Raw genomic sequence first — 17084 nt, forward strand, 5'->3', positions numbered from 1 at the left:
GCGCTCTCCGCATGACCCCAACCCCGATAAGAGCTCACGGCCTGCCTCCGTCGGTTCTCCATCTCACCCTCAGCCGCAGGCAGCACATCACCTGGACTGTCGCGCTCCACGAATCGCCTCGGCGAGACCATCGGCGAGCAGCGAGTCCAGGCGCGAGGATTCCATACACATCAGGTGGCTGATCGACACAGCGACGAGACGGTAGCAGTCGCAGTAGATATCCGGGTCGTCGTCGAGCGCGATGCGGTCATACTCGTCGTCGGCGTTCACTTTCGGATGCAGCCCCATACTGTCCAACGCACAGTGGACCGTGGCCAGGCCTACGCGATGACGAACAGCGTCAATCAATCGCATAACCATGTACTGACTCGCATCTTCCAATCGCGAGAAATCTAATCCATAGGTATCCAAAAACTGGCGGTCGTCGACCACGACCATCTTGTACAGCCCATCCTCATACAAGAACCCTTGATTCAGTCCCGCCACACCCGACGAATCCAGACCGATATCTTCGACCAGCAGCACCCCATCGCGGTTCATGCATGGATGAATCTCGCTTTCCCACCCCATCCTGTCCAATTCGCTCCGCCAGAATTGGAGCCGCTCGGCGAGCGGACGAAAACGTCCGAATTGATACTGGTCGATCATCGATCTCACACTACCATGGAACACGACTATGAAAAGTATTTCAGCACACCAACAGCGGGATCCGATGGAGTGCCCGTTGGTGCGGGCGGCTTATCGTCGATGAATTCCAGGCGGTCGGGCGGCACGCTCAGCAGACCGGGCATCGAAGACATGTCCAACAATGGCGCTGCCGAATTGATGGAATCCAAGGCAACAGTGGTGATGGCGGATTCCACCATCTCCCACACATTGTTCAAACGCTCGATCAGTCGCACGGTCGAATCGACCGTCATTTCGATATAATTGAATGTCCGCGCGGGATAGTCAGAACCGACCAAATTGCCAGCACTCTTCGCATTCCCGGCTAGATCGATACCCGTGAGCCAACGCGCGCGATCCGGGGTCGAATAGTAATTCATGTCAACCCGTTCAATTTGTTCGACCAGCCCTGCCGGGCATTGGTCGAGAGAACTCACGAAAGGCAGATTTCGGCCACCTGAATACGGAGGGGAGCGGAACGTGGTTCCGCTCCCCTCCGGCCAGATCACCGGACGACGTCAGGCGAAGTCGGCGGTCAGGTAGGTGTTGGTGCCGCCCTGAACGGTGCCGGTCATCGAGAACCCACCACTCGTGGTGTTGGTCATCCGCAACCACAGCCGGTCGCCCACCGCCAGGGTGGCGGCGGTGTCCGGCAGGGTCAGCGCGTTCGTGCCGTTGACGAAGTCAGCGGTGCGGATCTCGGTGTCGTTGCGCATCAACATCACCCGCAGCACACCGAAGGTCGAGTTCCAGGTCGCGGCCAGCTGCACACGCGCGCGGACGGTCACCGATGCCGCGCCAGCGGCGATGATCTCGTCGTCGGCGACGACGGTGCTCTCGTACCCGGGGCGGACGATCCAGTCTGTGAGCTTTCGGTTCGTGACCGTGGCATCGATCTGCTGTTGACCGGCCTTGTTCACGCCCATCGGTGTGACCACCGACGCCGCCGCGATCGTGATGTGCGGCATCAGACCGTCCGCCCGTTCAGGCTGACCTGCAGCCCCTTGCCGGCCGGGTTGTCGGCGGTGGTGATGTGCACGGTGAGCCGATCGCCCGCGACGAAGTTCCACGGGCCTCCGACCGTGACGACAGTGTCGCCGACGTGTGCGGTGTCGGCGATGGTCGCCGTGGTCCCGGCGATCACCGTGCCGTTCTTGCGCAGTTCGGCGACCAGATTGCCGGTGCCCGCCGTCTCGCCGCGGTAGGTGATCGAGCTGACCTGGTACGGCCGCTCGATCCGCACGCCCTCGGGCATCACATTTCCGGCGCCGACGGCGCGGTTGCCGGTGTGTGACTTGAAAGCGATGTCGTACGCCTGCCCGGCGGCGGTGGGCGTGCGCGGGTCCGACAACCGGGGATCGGTCACCGAGACCGCCGAGATGGCGGCACGAGCCTCCCCCTCAGTGGTGGAACTCAGCAGTGCGTCGGCGATCTGCGTGAGGCCGGTGATCTCCCCTGCCGGGTGGGTGTGGAGGGTGGGGGTGCGGGCGTCGCTCAGCCGAGGATCGTCGCCCGCGACAGCCGTGGTGGCGCTCGAACCGATCGTCGGCGGAAAAGTGGCGGGCTTTCCACTGATTCCCGCCCACTGCGTGGTCCCCGCGGGACCACGGACCACAACACCCTGCCCAGGCGGAGTCCACCCGGTGACTTCGTCGAAGAGATAGAGCAGCCCGTCGGACTGCACGATGTACTGACTGCCATCGGGTGGACTTCCAGGAAGGTCGGCATAAATGGGTACCTGACCGTCGATCTGGATTCCGTGTCCGCGCTCGCCGCGCACCACCGCGTTGCCGGTGCTCGCCGGGACCGGTGAGACGAGGGTGAGGTCGATCAGCCCGGTCGAGCCGAGATCCGGGTCCTCCGGGTCCGGTCCGGGCTGATACTCACCGACGGTGAAGCTGAACGGTTCCAGTGGGACCGGGTCACCTTCGTAGTCGAGGTCGAAGGTGACTTTCCAGGTCCAGTCGCTGGGGTTGGTCGCCGCGTTGGGAGCGACCAAGCGGATTCCCCGCGCTCCCCGCCAGGTGAGATAGCCGAATTCGTCGAGCTGGCATTCGTAGTGTTTGGGCAACTGGACATAGGTGGCGGGCGCGGGTTCAGCACCGGCGACGAGCACCTTCGCCGCGTCCGCGGTGAAGGTGACCCGGCCGCTCAGCGGTGGGAACTCGGGCAGGTCGCCGATGTCGGGGCCGTCGGCGACGTTCGCGAGGAAGCGCCCGACGACCTTGCCGTATTCGAGCGGAGGGAGCTCGGCCATGATGTAGTGCCTTTCGGAGAGTGGGATGCGGTCAGGCCGGACGCGCGTAGACGATGACCTGGGCGCCGTACAGGCTGACGGTGTAGCGGCCGGAGCCATACGCGCGTCGGACGCTGACGTAGAGGGTCACCGTCCGGTTCGCGGGCACGACGCCGAGCGGCTGCGGCGGCGATGTCGGGTGCTCGTAGGCGGGGGTGACCATGGCGACACCGAAGCTGGGCGAGGGGGAGCCGACGCCGAGACCGACCAGCTCGCCTTCCTTCGGCTCACCGATACGTACCTCGATATGGCAGGCGGTGGATTGGTCTGTCGGCTTGCTGACCACGCCGACGATGCCTTCGACCACCGGCTGCCACGCCATCGGCTGGGCGGGGATGGTGATCGCGGCCAGGACCCGGTGATCGTCGTCGAGATTGCTGCCGCCGTTGAACTGTCCCTGCCCGATCGCCCACGGACCGACCAGCCGAGGACTCGGGATCGGGGTGAACTTCTGCTGTGCCCCATCCCAGGCAAGCACGAAGTTCTGGCCCAGAGCGTGCTCGGCGTCGATCAGCACGTCGTTCGCGTCCTGTAGGCGTCCCGCTGTCCCGGGCACGCCCTCATCACCAGATTCTCCACGCGGGAAGGTGATTTCGAGTTGCTGCTCGGGTGCTTGGCCGACGAACTGGGCAGCGGCGGCAGACCCGGTCGGCCCGGCGACTCCCGACCCTGTCATCCGGCTCGTCGCCCCACGGGGCCCACGTTTGCCGAACGCATTGCCGAAGGCGATGAACTCCAGGCCGGTCCAGAAGTACACAGCGTTATCAGCCACGACCCGCCAGGCCTTCCGGGCGTCAGCCGTGGTCAGTGCGAGCGCGCGCAGTGCGTCCACATCGGCGATGTCGCCCTGCCAATTCCACGGCCAGGCCGTCTCACCCGCGGGTCCCTGCGGACCCGCGGGCCCCTCGCGCATCTCGATGAGGGCTTCGCGGTCGACCAACTCGACAGGGTTGACCGTATACGGCAGTCCCACCGAGTCGGCCACACCACGCATCGTGATCATGATGTCGTCGTCGAACACCGGATTCTCGGTCATGTCACAACTCCGTGAGGGCGAGAGATTGCGGCGCTTCGGGCGCCGGGACGGCGACCGGCTGTGCCCAGCAAACGAGCTGAGCGCTACCGCGGGCGTAGTGGTAATTGGCCGTACCCAGGTTGCGACGCAACACCACGTGCAGTTGCGCCGGTTCACCGGCGGCCACCACCCCGACAGCGCTGTCCGGAGTGACGGCGGTACCGAAGAAGCTCTGAACCCGGCTGTAAGCACCGGCACCCGCGGTCACGCCGGTACCCAGCGCCACGATCTGGCCGGTGGCCGATCCCAGCCGAACCTCGGTGTCGACCCGGTGGTCGAACGAGGTGTTGAGCGGACGGGTGAAAACACCACCGGCGACCAGCGGACGCCAATCGGTGTCCTGCGCCGGGATGTTCAGTGTCGCCACTGAATAGGACGCACTCGAGATCGACGCCACCGAATTGACGAATCCGGCACTTCCGTCCCATGATTCGGCTTCGATAACCGACCAGGGCCCACGCAGCCCCGGGTAGGGAGTGGGCACCCATTTCTCGACGGCCACGTCCCAGGTCGGCACCGCACCGTCGACGTGGCTGCCATCGGCGTAGTCCGGCGCGTTCCGCAGCGGCCCTGGCCCACCTGGCTCACCCTGCTGCCCTTTGATACCGCGCGGCACCGTGAGGTTCAAGGTGAGATTGGGGGCGGTGCCGCTGATGTTGGCCAGCAACGGCGAGCCGGGCGCACCGGTCTCGACCACACCGAGCACCACCGTGCAGGGGTCCCCGGCTTGGCCGCGAGCACCGAATGCCTCTACGAAGGAGTCGAAACCTGTGCCGTTCCAGAACATGAGGGTGTCGGTGGACAACACCCGCCAGGCCTTGCCCGCCTGCGCCGGACCGAGCCGGGTCGCCAGGCTCGCCAGCGCTGCCGGGTCGGCGATATCACCTTCCCAGCGGAAGGCACGGCAAGCGTCACCGGCCGGACCGACCGGACCGGCGGGACCGGTCGTCAGTTCCAGGGTGCCGTCACTCGGAGTCGCGTGCATCGATTGCACGACACCGGGGCTACCGATCCCTTCGTCGATGCCACGAATTCGGGCGGCGTGGAAGTATTCGCTGATAGTGGACATGTCACCTCCTTCAGATGGGTCGCGCGTAGACGACCAGAGACGATCGGCTGTTGTTGAAACTGATGGCACCAGAACCGTTTTGGGATCGCTCGATCGAAACGATCACGTTGGCCGATTGCCCTGCCGCGACGGTGGCGTAGGTGGAAGTCGGCGACATGTTCCGCGTGGCCTGTTCCTCGCTATAAGTCGGGGTCAGCGGCAGGCAAACCGTGCGCGGTCCAGCGACCGGCAATGTCGTGGCCAGCACCTGCCCCTGCGAGTTGTGCAGGCGAGCGGTGCCCTGGGCGTGGTTCGAGGCGGTCGCGGCCGCGCCGACGTAGAGGTGCCCGTACACAATCGGGCGCCAGGCGAACGGCTGCGCCGGAATCGTGAACGTCGCGACGGTGAGTCGACTGGTATTCACCTCGGTTGTCGCGATGAACCCGGATTCATGCCACGCCCAGGGACCGGCCCCCAGCGGTGCGGGCGCAGCAACGAATTTGCCACCCGCGCGGTTGTAGGTGAACACACCGCCGTGTGAGGGACCCGAGGAGCTGTCGAAGTCGGGCGCGGCACCGATCGGACCGGACTCACCCGCTGGCCCCTTCGGGCCACGCAGACCGGCTGGCGCGGTGACCGAGATCCGCTGTTCGCCACCGACCGGCTCGATCTGCACCGCTGGCTCGGTCAGCTCCTCGCGATGCATGGTGGCCACCACGGTCACTGAAGTAGCTTCCGCTACCAGCCCTTTCGGCCCGACCGCCGCTGGGGAGTGCTGCCAGGAGTCCCCGGTCCAGACATCCATGCCATTGTCGTCGAGCCGATGCCACCACTGACCGCGATGCTCGACACCGAGACCCGCTGGTCGGGCCGCCGCGTCGGGGATTTCTCCCATCTTCCGAAACGTGGTACCAGGACGTCCCACTCGGCCTCGCTCCCCGGCAGGGCCGGGAGGCAGTTCGAGCGCGGCGATATCGTCGGACACGGTGATCTCGGCATCGAGAATCGGAAGTCCATCGATATCGGTGTCGCGGGCCACGGTGATATGGGCGGGAAAGCTGATGTCCGCCATGAATTCCTCCGTGTGTCAGATAATGAGTAGGTCGAGATCGGCGCCGACATCGGTCGACAGATCCTTGATCGCGGAGGTCACGCGACCAAGGCGCTGCCACGCCTTGACGATCGAGTCCTCTTCGTCGGAACCGTCACCGACGGTGATCTGCCAGGTGGCCGAGGTCTCGCGGTTGTCGGTGAACGTCAGTTCCGTCACGAAGTCGGTGAACACCTGGCCGCCGACCGCGAAGCCGATCTGGTCACCCAGGCCGAAGTCGTGCCCGAGCACGTAGGGCGCGTTGTCCTCCACCGAAACTCGATGACTGGTGTAGCCGCGGGTCAGGTGCAACCCTTGCCGGGCGGCCACGAGGCCGTCGAGATTGAACGCCTTGTCGCTTCCGGTGATGTAGAGCTCGCGGAACGCGTAGGGTCCCGCTCGGTTCGAGCGGATATTGTCGCGGTAGACCATCCACGCGAGGAACACATCGTCGAGCTGACCCCGGTACAGCCAGTCCAGACCGATCAGCGACAGCAGACCCTTGATTGCGTACTCGATACCGGCGTTGACCCACCCGGGGGAACGCCCACCGACGATGATGTCGGTCGCGGTCGGCTTGTGCAGCGCGATCTCGGACTCACCGATCCCGGAGTACTCGTTCTCGAAATACCACACCCACGGGAAGTTCTTGACCGTGCCGAACCGACCCGGCTGGCCGTAGACCGCCTCGTACTCGGTGGTCGAATCGAATCGCGGATACCGCACCGGTGTCGTGCCGTCGTCGGCGAATTCCTCGATCCAGGAGATGATGCCGTCCAGGAGCGTGCCGGTGGGCCCGGTGACACCGGACTTGTCGACCGTCTCCAGGACGACGGTGGGCTTGTCGAGGAAGAACCACTGGGGTGCGGGCTGTTCGTCCTCCTCCGGGAGGAAAAAGCGCGCTGTCAGCATGACGCCGGAATCCTCCAGCATCGGCGCGAACAGATTGTCGGCCATGTCGAATCGGGCCGACGCGGCGCTCCACCTGCTCGTGTCGGTGCGCGGATCGACCGGGACGACGGCGATCGGGAAGACCGCGCCGCCCTGCAGACGCATCAGGTTCATCGTCAGATAGCTCGTCACCAAGGTTCGGACCGGACCGAACATGATGTGGTGGCGCGGGAACTGAGCCAGCACCGGCGCGAAGGGCGAAGCCCAGCAGCAGATCGTCGACACGTGGTTCCAGGCATGGATCGCCTCGATGTCCACGGTCTCGACGCCGTGCTCGTCACGAACGATCGACGCCTTCGTGATGTAGCCGTCCCAGCGAAAACCCCTGGTGTTCACCGTGATCGGGATCGTCGCGTCCTCGCCGTCGAGATTGTTGAAGAGATGATCGAAATGCTCCATGTCACGCGGGCAGATCATCTTGAGCCCGCCCGCGGCGTTGCGCGCGTGGGTGAACTCGAGCGAAAGATAGCTGTGCTCCTCCCCTACTTCGCGCATGTCCTTGTCCCAGTACCTGACCAGGACGGTCTGATCCCGTGCCGCGTCCTGATCGACCCGGATCAGCTCATCCATCCGCCGCGATTCGGCCTGCGGATCCCATTCCGGCGCGCTCATCAGAACGGCCTCGACGATCGCGGCGTCACCGAGGCGATCAGCTGAGACTGCCCCGAACCGCCCTCGACCTGCACGAGGATCTCGGTCGAGGACCACGGACCGAGCGCCGACAGCCACCGGCGACCGGCCAACTGAGCCCACACATTGCGGCCCTTGGGGTTCTCCGCAGTGTGCACACGCGCGGTCCGGCGCCGGGGATGGGTGTCGATTCGCAGCGTCTCGCCCACCTCCAGCCGCGGCGTCTGCACCAGGCGCGGCAGGTCACCATCGCTCGGGTCCAGAATTGACCAGCGCCCGGGACCGTTCATCGTGTACCTGGGCCACGCCGGCTGGTCGGCGGCGTTGCGAAGCCGCACGATGCCCTCGTTCACCGCAGCCGTGTTCGACCACACGGCCTGCTCTTCGAAGTGCTGCTCGAGCGGGTCCATCGCCGTGGCCGCCATCTTGTAGACCGCCATCGCGTTGCGGGCCGGGTCGACATCACCGATCAGCTCGGGAGCGATACTCAACTGAGCCTTCTGGAACCGCCAGCCCTGATGCCGGGTGAAATGCCCCACGGTCACCGCACGGTCGGTCGACCAGCCACGGAACCAGGCGTCGTGCACAGCGTGGAACTCGCGAACGCTCTGGCTGGCAACTCGCGACGGGCGACCGGTGATCGCGACCACGAAGTCCCAATCCTTCTTCGCCCGCACGGACCGATGGAAAGTGGCGCCGTCCTGACGGGCACCCTCCGAAACCAGCAATTCGACCGGCGCGAACATGAATCCGGCCTGCTTCGACAGATGCACACCTTCCCGGCCGGCGTTGACTCCGGACAGATGCCAAACCCGGCCATTCACGTCCCACACCACCAGTTTCGAACCACTGGCATCGAATCTTTGTTGCGTCATCTGACGCTACCTCCTCGGGATACGGCGACCAATTTGCGCCGTCGAACTCGCTCTACCGCCGTCTTCACACTCTTCGGATCCATTCCGGAAATGTTGTAGATATCGCCACGCTGCGTATGCCCACCAGGACCTTCCGCCAAATCCACCAACCCGAACCCGGACCCGATCACTTCCTTCGCCGTTTCGGCGACATACTGAATCGGCTTGGTGATGATCTCCGCGGCACCACCGGCGACCTCGGATCCAACAATCGATCCCAGTGCGCTACCGATCGCGGTACCGACCGGACCACCCACCGCCGTCCCGATCGCCGCCCCGATCCCGGACCCGATCTGACTACCCGCCGACGATGCAGCGCCCTTGATGCCACCGATCAGCCCACCGACCAGGCCGTTCCGCTCCATCCCGGACGTCGCACCCGAGATGCCGCCGGACAGCCCTGAGACCGCCGCATCGGATAGCAAGTCTTCCGCGAGTACATTGAGGTCACTGTCACCGACAGGACCATCGGAACTGAATCCAGGAAGAATTTCGTGAAGCAGATCGGCCGACGGAACAAGGCCGGCGTTGATCCTCTCCAAGAGAGGCAGCGCCGATGCTGTAGCAGCCGCGTTTACGACGAATTCCCCGTTCGACAGCCACGTTAGATTGCTGTCGCTCGTAGCAGATCCCTCACCACGGACCAGTCCACCACGCCAACGACGGGGAATTTCTGGTGTCACGCCCGGCTGCCTAGGCCCTATACTTACTCCTGGTTGCTGCCTTGGCGATTCCGGCACAGCATTCCCAGGAATAGTTTTCGAGTCATCATAGTAAGACTGGAGCAGACCTTTGAGGGCGATGCCCGCATCTCCACCAGCTTGCGCTCCGAGTGCGTTCCCGCCGGCTGCGCCGCCAACAGTCAGTGCAGCAGTCCATGGGTGTGGAAAGTACCTGTAAAAGACCCCGCCGCTAGCTGCTCCTGCGCTGGCGCCGATTCCGCCGCCTACGATTTGACCAACCCCTGACGCTACGGCGTCACCCCAGGTGATTTCATTGTTCTGATATTTCAACCACAGATCATAGGTGGTCACTGCGCCACCAAGCGGCACCATTGAGCGACCAAACCACTTTACGGGCCCGCCCACGCCTGCCGAACCTGCTGGCTTTTCCGCTAGGCTGGCACCCTTGGCAGCACCTCCAAGAATCGCGTTCAGTTCGGCGGCCTCCGCAGGGCTCAGACCAGCGCGACTCTCGCCCTTCACGGTCGGCGGAGGCCTCCATCCAACCGACACGCCGGGCTGAACCGGCCCGGGAGGAGGCCTCCATCCGACTGAAACGCCCGGCTGAGCCGGACCGATGGTCACGCCGGGCTGCACCTTGGGCGCATTCGGTGATATCCAGGTTGTTGTGCCGCCAGCCGCGGTGACGCCAGGCTGAGCCCTTGGCGGCGTCCAACCCACCGACACACCGGGCTGAGTCGGACCAACTGAAACACCAGGTTGCTCCCTTGGCCCACTCGGTGGCGTCCAATCTCGCGTCACCCCGGGCTGAGCAGGACCTGTCGCCGATTCGGACGCCGCAGCATCGCTGCGCTTCTCTGTCTTCTTCGATGACGAGCCCTTGATGCCTCGGTCACCCATATTGATCCCTCCGAGCTTCAATAGATGGGAACTTACGTAGAATATTCATCCCAGAACCTCTCGGCCCTGATATCATTGAATGGTGCATCGTGATCAATTTCAGACCGTCTATCCAGCAGCACGGAGTTATAGACTCTGCCTTGCCATAGCTGCCCTTGCCCTCTCCGCCATAGGCGCAATGATCGCAATCACGCCAGTATTTCCCATATTCGAAAGAGTCATGTGCGGTATATTATTGTTCCCGCCTGGCGCGATTGTCGCATTCAGTGCACTGAAATCCGCATTACTCAATAGGCCAGAGCTATCCGTCTCCGCGGTAGGTGTAGAACTTCCAATTATCGGACTGGCCCGGTGGAGCGAGATCGAGAGTGTGCGGATTTCCAAGACCGGACTATTCGAATCGATCGTCATAAAATTCGACTGGAGTCACAGCCAGAAGTCAACTTGGAAAATTGTTACCCAGAAGTCTATCGCGATATCACATATCCAACTCCACCCATACGAGTTGACGGATGTCGTTGCAGACATGGCCGTCCACTACGCGATGCGCGATACTAATCAATCTCCGCCCCGGGCGTAGCGACCATTCTACGACGCCGAACTCGCTCCACCGCCGTCTGCACACTCTTTGGATCAAGGCCAGAAATGTTGTAGATATCGCCACGCCGTGCGCGTCCGCCAACGGAACCTGGCGCCAGCTCGATCTGGCCGAATCCCGGCTCGATCATTTCCTTCGCAGCTTCAGCCACTATCTGAATCGGTTTCGACACGATTTCCGTGGCTCCACCTATCGCGTCGCTCACCGGGCCGCCCACAGCTGTGCCTATCATCGCGCCGACCTGTCCACTCACCGACGACGCGAAGCCATCAATGCTCCCCGTGAGAGCTTCGACAAGCATTCCGCTCGCCGCGGTGTCACCGACCACGAACTCGCCGTCATGGGGTCGGGCGGGGATTACGCCATCGGCGGAGACAGGACCGCGCACAAGCCCCCCGCTCGCGTAACCCAGCGTGCCCTTGTCGGGTGGCTTGGAACCGGGATCGTACTTGTCAGCCCGATTTATCGTGCTCTTGTTTTCCGGATCATCCGCGCGATAGTACGTAACCGAGTCCGAGATCTCACCATTGGATATTATCCCCTCCGCTACGATGTCATCACTCGTTCCATAGGCGATAAAGTTTCGACCCTGGCCTGCGGCATGGGCCATCCTACTCAGATTGTTCACCTCGATTTTCATCGTGGTGACGAAACCATCATCCTCCGTGGGCACGCGCTCGTCGAACTTGTAGTAGTCCCATACTTTCGCTTGGAACTGCGCCCGGTAGGCGATATCGCCATTCTCGAGTTTGGTGTATGAAACCACGCCGTCTGCGCCGAGATTGTAGTGGCCGAGCGCATTGTGCACATCCGGATTGTCCTCATTGGCCCAGTCGGCCGGAGTTCGACGCCAATCGAGCAGCAGGCCGTGCGGCGATGCGAACAAGCTATCATCACCGTTTGCTTCCGCAGCAATTCTCTCGATCGTCTGGGTAAGCCCAGGACGAGTCGTCGGATTATATGGGTCGTACGGAATGGTTACCGATTCTCTCAAGCCTGGACGCGGATCCCAGGTCGCATCGACCTCAGTCGTCGTCTGACCGAAGAAGAGCGCCGACTTTCCCCACTCCGTGCCCAGCGCAGCCATCTCGACTTCGTTGTTGGAGAACCGATAAGGATCGCCAGTGTTGCCCATGAAGTGTCGATACGCATTCGCGGACATCTCACCGTAGGTCTCCAAGACCAGGAGAGCCTCGTACATCGTGAGATCAAGCTTCCTGCGTTCCAGGGCATTCGTTGATTCGGAGTGCCACGCGGGCTGCCCGTGAATCGCGTCCTCATGTGCGGGCGTCGCTGGATCAGCCGGTTCCGCCGGCGTGATGGAGAGCCTTCCACTCCAGCCCCGCGGAGCAAGTCTGGGTTTCTCGTTCGACATGTTTACAGCCTTTGAAATGTAGGTTAAGGTCGCATTTGATTCGTCTATCCAGCGAGACAGAGGTATCGTAGAACGCTGTACGGCACCCACTGCCAGAGTTTTTGGAGAACAATGTTCAAGCGATGGTCGACGCTCAGCGCAGTAGTATTCGTCGCAATTCTGTCCACGATCGCCGCCTGCACGTTGCATTGGCCGCAAGGCGGTCGCGGCCAGGATTCTCGATTCGATCCGAAGTCTCTTTCCTTCGTTTCAGATCGAGTCGGTTGGGCAATCGGACAGATGAGCCCGTGTTCCGACGAAGGAGGATGTCCAATCCTTCAACACACCGTGGACGGCGCAAATAAATGGACGCCAATAGAGACGGTCGGCTTTCCGCCCGGTGCGGAAAGTATCAAATTCTATGATTCCCACACCGGATCGTTGACGACAGACGACACCAACAGTGTCTGGATCACGCGAGACGGTGGTCTCTCGTGGGCATCGACCAGCCTGCCTTTTGCTGATGACGGCATACGTGTCCAGCATCTCGGCGATCCCAGAGGATCTGATGTTCTGGCCGCGATACTGCGGTTAACGGAAGGTGGCACGGTCGATCTCTTCGTCATGAAGGCGGATGGCGACCAGTGGCACCGAGTCGGCGGTGTCTCGCTCTGGAATTCGATGCGCAGTGGTGACGCACGGCTGTTGACCGCAATCCACGGCACGTCGGCCTGGATCTGGAGCACTCACAGAGAGCACACCCCGGCGGAAGTCAGTTCGAACAGCAGAGCGGGAGCTCGAATAGTCGGTGGACAGATATTCCCGTGGTCGCCTCCCTGCACCGCGGTCGACGAACGCCCCACTTCGGCGGTCGCCGCCTCCGACATGGAACTCTACGTCGCCTGTGCTCGAGACAGGCGCGGCATGCGTCCATACATAGCGCGGTCGCAGGATGGCGGACTGACATTCACCCACTGGCACGAGGTACCCGAAACCCAACTCGACCTCTTGGCTGCCTTCGTGCCCGACAAGATCGTCTCAGCTCAGAGTGGATCCATCCATTACTCGACAACCGAGTCGATTCGATGGCAGTCCGCCGTGTCGGATTGGAATCCCAAGGCGATCAAGTGGATCGCGGGCTTGCCTGGCGCCGTCACAAATTCTTTCGGAGTTGTAGTCATGACAGAGAACTACAATTTTGAATCACTACGACCCGCGTCCCCCTTGCAATCAACCGCTCTCATCAGCCACGACTCAGGCGAGACCTGGCGCCGGATCGATTTCGCGACTCCCGCCGCCGACAAGTAGTGGTCGGCCCTGCGAGTCATCCCCACCCGAGAATCTCGTTCACGCTGGAGATACGATCGGATTCTGCGGCTGGAGCTCACCAAGACCCCTGACATCGGGCCGCTCGGGCCCAGGTTCCCCCGACCCGCGTGGCTGCGCCCTGTTGAGGGAACCGGACCCGTCATCCGGGGGAATGATCATCGCAATCCGTCGTATATCCACTATTACTCTCAATCTTGACTCGTGAATGCACAACACCCACCAGTAATTCTTAGCAGAGGAATCATGAGATCACCGACTGGCCACCCATCGAACAGATCAAGGGTAGGATGGATGAGTGCTCCATGAATCCACGCCCGATAAGACAGTGTTTGCCCAGCCGGTGTCAATATTGGTCATAACTCTTTTGATAACATCGGGAATGACCATTGGGTTCGCACTCATGACCAGCGAGGACTCGCTCTATTACCAACTGTCAGGCTGGATTGGTATTCCGCTCACGATTCTTGTTTCAATTTCCATCATGCGACGCATCCATAGGAGAGCACCGGGTGTGGTAATTTCGTCCGAGTACATCGAGGTATACAATACAGGCAAAGTGTATTGGAATACCATTGAACGGGTTTCAGTATGGAGCCGTGGCCATAATGAATTCGTCGAGATCGCCATACATCCGCACTTGAATCCAGCAGCTACTACTGGAATGAAGGCCCGTCTTATGGCCCTCATAGGAAAGTCCACCCCCCCTAGGACCTGTCAATATAAGTACATTCCTGACAAATGCGAGCACTAACGACCTGCTACGTGCAATATATCAACATCGGCCGGATGTACCAATAAGTTTGCCGCAACGACGCTTGCCTGGTGATCACCGTCAGCCATAATGATCCGATGTGGCAGCACGTCGTTTCTCACGTCCAGCCGATTAGTTCGTTCACGCCGGTGATACTCGTCGAATATCCGATGCGTTCGTTTGTGCGTTTCACGCCGGGGCGGGGATCGGTTCGGGGCGGTTGCGGCCCTGTTGGGCGTCCGCAGACTTGGCCCAGACGAGCCAGCGGAGGAAGTCGACCACGTCGGTCAAGAGCAGGCGGTCCAGGTGCCATTCGTGTTCGCTGAGGTTGCGGACGCGGTAGAGTGCCGAAGTGCTTGGGCTGCAGGTGATGACGGCTTTCAGGTTGCACCAGGTCAGGGCGTCTGTGCCCAGGTGGCGTAGGCGCAGGCCTACCGTAATCAGGTCGTACTCGACGGCCTCGGCGTGCTCCTCGGCGAGCGCATCGAGGCTCAGGCTCACCCCGGAGCGTCGGCCGACCCAGCTAAGGAAACAAGGTCTATAGTTGAGCCGAGAAGAATCTGCAACACCCGATGGATATCATTTACGTCGGGACTGGAAGGGACGGCACAAGCTGCCGTATTGGCTGGTACCCGCAGGGGTCGCCATAATAGGATTGTCAATAGTAACAGGGGTGTATCCGTTCGCCGCGCTGGGAGTGGCTTCGATCGCGAGCTTCGTGTTCCCACATCGGCCATTCGTAGATTCTCGCGTATCCCCACCCCGCCTGATCGGCGGAAAGCTCCTGGCACCGAGCAATAGCGGACTGCTACTCACTTTTATCGGCGGATTGCTACTAGCATTCTACGGAATACATGACAATGCATCCGTGCTCATGGCATGCGGGATCATTGTTTCCTGCGTTACTGCGTGGGTAATTCTAACTCGGATAGCATTCATGGCACTATGCTCAATGGAATTCGGCCAGACCGCACTAGTTGTTCGAACCCGAACCGAGGTATGGGAATTTGAGTGGAGCAAGATTTCCAATCTGAATGTCAGACCACGGCCTCGATACTCCGATCAGGCGATTGTGACATTTTCACACGCAGAAGAATCTACCGCCTGGCCTGAAGTAAACGTTTGGGGAGCGCGTTCATCAAAAGGGGGCTGGTCCATATATGCACAAAATTGGTCGACGGATCCGAATTCACTCCTGGCTACCCTCCGATACTTTACCGAGGCTCACGATGTGCCCGGCATAACGGGCAGTGAACTCGCCGCGATGCTTCGGACCCCTGATTGGTCCGAATAGTTCCAACGTTGCGAACATCTCAGGTACCGAGACACCTGGTTGATTCAGTGGCTGTTCGAGATCGAGTGCAGCGCCGGCGTCGGGTCACTCCGGTGCCGCGATGTCATGTCCATCCCAACAGCTCGTTCACGTTCCTGATGTCGGTCGAATTTCCGATGCGTTCGTTTGTGGTATTCACCCCGGGACGGGGGATCGGTTCGGGGCGGTTGCGGCCCTGTTGGGCGTCCGCGGACTTGGCCCAGACGAGCCAGCGGAGGGAGTCCGCCATGTCGGCCAGCAGCAGGCGGTCCAGGTGCCATTCGTGTTCGCTGGGATGGCGGACGCGGTAGAGGGCCGAAGTGCGTGGGCTGCAGGTGATGACGGCTTTCAAGTCGCCCCAGGTCAGGGCGTCAGTGGCCAGGTGGCGTAGGCGCAGGCCCACGGTGATCAGGTCGTACTCGACGGCCTCGGTGTGCTCTTCGATGAGCGCATCGAGGCTCAGGATTCCCCCAGGCTCACCCCGGAGTGCCGCTGCCAGGCGGCGAGCAGCCGGTGGTAGCCGTCGTGGTCCATCTCGTCGAGCACCGTGAGGATCTCACGGGACACGCTGAGTTCGATGATCGTGTAGAGCGCGTCGGCGAGGCCGAGGCGGCGCACCTGGCGGATGATGCCGGGCTTGAGGTAGGTCAGCGACGGCAGGCGAACCTCGACCTGGCCAACGCGTTCGACGAAATCGTCCTTCACCTTGTCCGGGGCCGGTGTAACAGGTGCTTTGGGGGAGGTCATGGGATTCTTCCTCTCGGTGGTGGTTTGGGAGAGTCGAGTTCGTGGGGTGGGCCGGGTCCGATCGCGAATCCAGCCCACCCCAAGGGAATTCGGTCAGGCGGTCTTGATGCCGTCGTCGAGGTAGCGGTAGGCCTTCACACCGGCGTCGTTCTTGAACGCCTCGACGGTGATGGTGAAGCCGGCCAGTTCGCGCGAGACGAACTTTCGCTCCTGGACCGCGGAGATTTTGGCGTTCGGCAGGACGATGCGCAGCTTCTTGTCCTCGTTGATCATGTCGAAGATCCAGGCGCGGTGCGGCAGCACGGCGCCGGTCTCGTGGACATCGATGCGGGTGCCATTGGTCGCGTCGGCCGCGGTGACAGTGATGTTGTCCGGGCCGAACACCTCGCTCAGCACATCCTGGTCCCACACGGCGTAGAGGGTGAGGCCGAAGCGAACCGAGTGCTCGGTCTGGAGCTGCGCGATGATGTCGGCATTCCAGTCCTTGACGGTTTCGACCTTGCGCTCACCCAAGGACTCGATGCCGTCCTCGGAGACGTAGCCGAGGGGGATGAAGCCGGCCTCGAGTGCGCCCGCGGCCGAAGTCGGCAGAACGGTGGACAGCGGGGCGACCAGGACGCCGCCGGTGACCGCGATATTGGGGGTGCCGGCGCCGATGTACTTGCTGGAAGGCAGAGCCATGAGAATTGATCCCTTCAGGTTTCTTCATTCGGTTCGGTATTCAGTTGTTCCTCCCGGCT

Annotated in this window: 17 protein-coding genes; 2 read left to right on the forward strand and 15 right to left on the reverse strand. The window is 62.0% G+C overall.

Annotation, left to right across the window (positions count from 1 at the left end):
• Positions 1-87: 87 nt before the first annotated feature.
• The 11 genes from BOX37_RS31680 to BOX37_RS31730 all read right to left on the reverse strand — a co-directional run bounded on the left by BOX37_RS31680 (position 88) and on the right by BOX37_RS31730 (position 12226).
• On the reverse strand, positions 88-648 hold the full coding sequence (locus BOX37_RS31680; protein WP_071930817.1) for a hypothetical protein: 561 nt from the start codon (positions 646-648) through the stop codon (positions 88-90).
• Positions 649-674: 26 nt separating this feature from the next.
• Complete coding sequence (locus BOX37_RS31685) at positions 675-1103, reverse strand: hypothetical protein (protein ID WP_156910652.1); 429 nt, start codon at positions 1101-1103, stop codon at positions 675-677.
• Positions 1104-1184: 81 nt separating this feature from the next.
• Positions 1185-1634, reverse strand: a complete 450-nt coding sequence (locus tag BOX37_RS31690; RefSeq protein WP_071930819.1) for a hypothetical protein — start codon at positions 1632-1634, stop codon at positions 1185-1187.
• Positions 1634-2923 carry a hypothetical protein gene (locus BOX37_RS31695; RefSeq protein WP_071930820.1) on the reverse strand — a complete coding sequence of 430 codons (1290 nt, stop codon included), beginning with the start codon at positions 2921-2923 and terminating at the stop codon, positions 1634-1636. Before BOX37_RS31695 ends, BOX37_RS31690 begins: the two co-directional genes overlap by 1 nt.
• Before the next feature lie 31 nt (positions 2924-2954).
• Positions 2955-3998: a hypothetical protein gene (locus BOX37_RS31700; protein ID WP_071930821.1), complete on the reverse strand. Its 1044-nt coding sequence runs from the start codon at positions 3996-3998 to the stop codon at positions 2955-2957.
• A gap of 1 nt (position 3999) precedes the next feature.
• Positions 4000-5106, reverse strand: coding sequence for a hypothetical protein (locus BOX37_RS31705; RefSeq protein WP_071930822.1), 1107 nt, complete (start codon positions 5104-5106; stop codon positions 4000-4002).
• 10 nt (positions 5107-5116) lie between these two features.
• A complete protein-coding gene (locus BOX37_RS31710) occupies positions 5117-6157 on the reverse strand; it encodes a hypothetical protein (RefSeq protein WP_071930823.1) in 1041 nt (346 codons plus the stop codon).
• A 15-nt stretch (positions 6158-6172) separates the two neighbouring features.
• A complete protein-coding gene (locus BOX37_RS31715; protein WP_071930824.1) occupies positions 6173-7738 on the reverse strand; it encodes a Gp37-like protein in 1566 nt (521 codons plus the stop codon).
• Positions 7738-8631, reverse strand: a complete 894-nt coding sequence (locus BOX37_RS31720; RefSeq protein WP_071930825.1) for a phage tail protein — start codon at positions 8629-8631, stop codon at positions 7738-7740. The genes BOX37_RS31715 and BOX37_RS31720 overlap by 1 nt, the downstream gene beginning before the upstream one ends.
• On the reverse strand, positions 8628-9353 hold the full coding sequence (locus BOX37_RS31725; RefSeq protein WP_156910653.1) for a hypothetical protein: 726 nt from the start codon (positions 9351-9353) through the stop codon (positions 8628-8630). Before BOX37_RS31725 ends, BOX37_RS31720 begins: the two co-directional genes overlap by 4 nt.
• A gap of 1454 nt (positions 9354-10807) precedes the next feature.
• Positions 10808-12226, reverse strand: coding sequence for a hypothetical protein (locus tag BOX37_RS31730; protein WP_156910654.1), 1419 nt, complete (start codon positions 12224-12226; stop codon positions 10808-10810).
• A 111-nt stretch (positions 12227-12337) separates the two neighbouring features.
• Here BOX37_RS31730 and BOX37_RS34515 point away from each other — a divergent pair, with 111 nt between their 5' ends.
• Together BOX37_RS34515 and BOX37_RS36365 are read left to right on the forward strand one after the other, a co-directional pair.
• Entirely contained in the window at positions 12338-13513 is a 1176-nt protein-coding gene (locus BOX37_RS34515; protein ID WP_156910655.1) for a beta propeller repeat protein, read from the forward strand.
• A gap of 361 nt (positions 13514-13874) precedes the next feature.
• Positions 13875-14285, forward strand: coding sequence for an STM3941 family protein (locus tag BOX37_RS36365; protein ID WP_420811644.1), 411 nt, complete (start codon positions 13875-13877; stop codon positions 14283-14285).
• Positions 14286-14474: 189 nt separating this feature from the next.
• Here the strand turns inward: BOX37_RS36365 and BOX37_RS31740 are convergent, their stop codons facing one another.
• The 4 genes from BOX37_RS31740 to BOX37_RS31755 form a co-directional block, all read right to left on the reverse strand.
• Complete coding sequence (locus tag BOX37_RS31740) at positions 14475-14786, reverse strand: DUF5361 domain-containing protein (protein WP_071930829.1); 312 nt, start codon at positions 14784-14786, stop codon at positions 14475-14477.
• A gap of 896 nt (positions 14787-15682) precedes the next feature.
• The gene (locus tag BOX37_RS35005; protein WP_071930830.1) at positions 15683-16000 is read right to left on the reverse strand and encodes a DUF5361 domain-containing protein; all 318 of its coding nucleotides are present in this window, start codon (positions 15998-16000) and stop codon (positions 15683-15685) included.
• Between the two features lie 56 nt (positions 16001-16056).
• The gene (locus BOX37_RS31750) at positions 16057-16344 is read right to left on the reverse strand and encodes a hypothetical protein (protein WP_156910656.1); all 288 of its coding nucleotides are present in this window, start codon (positions 16342-16344) and stop codon (positions 16057-16059) included.
• A 93-nt stretch (positions 16345-16437) separates the two neighbouring features.
• Positions 16438-17025, reverse strand: a complete 588-nt coding sequence (locus BOX37_RS31755) for a phage tail tube protein (RefSeq protein WP_071930832.1) — start codon at positions 17023-17025, stop codon at positions 16438-16440.
• Positions 17026-17084 lie beyond the last annotated feature (59 nt).

This window comes from Nocardia mangyaensis (assembly GCF_001886715.1).
In the GTDB taxonomy this organism is placed as follows: domain Bacteria; phylum Actinomycetota; class Actinomycetes; order Mycobacteriales; family Mycobacteriaceae; genus Nocardia; species Nocardia mangyaensis.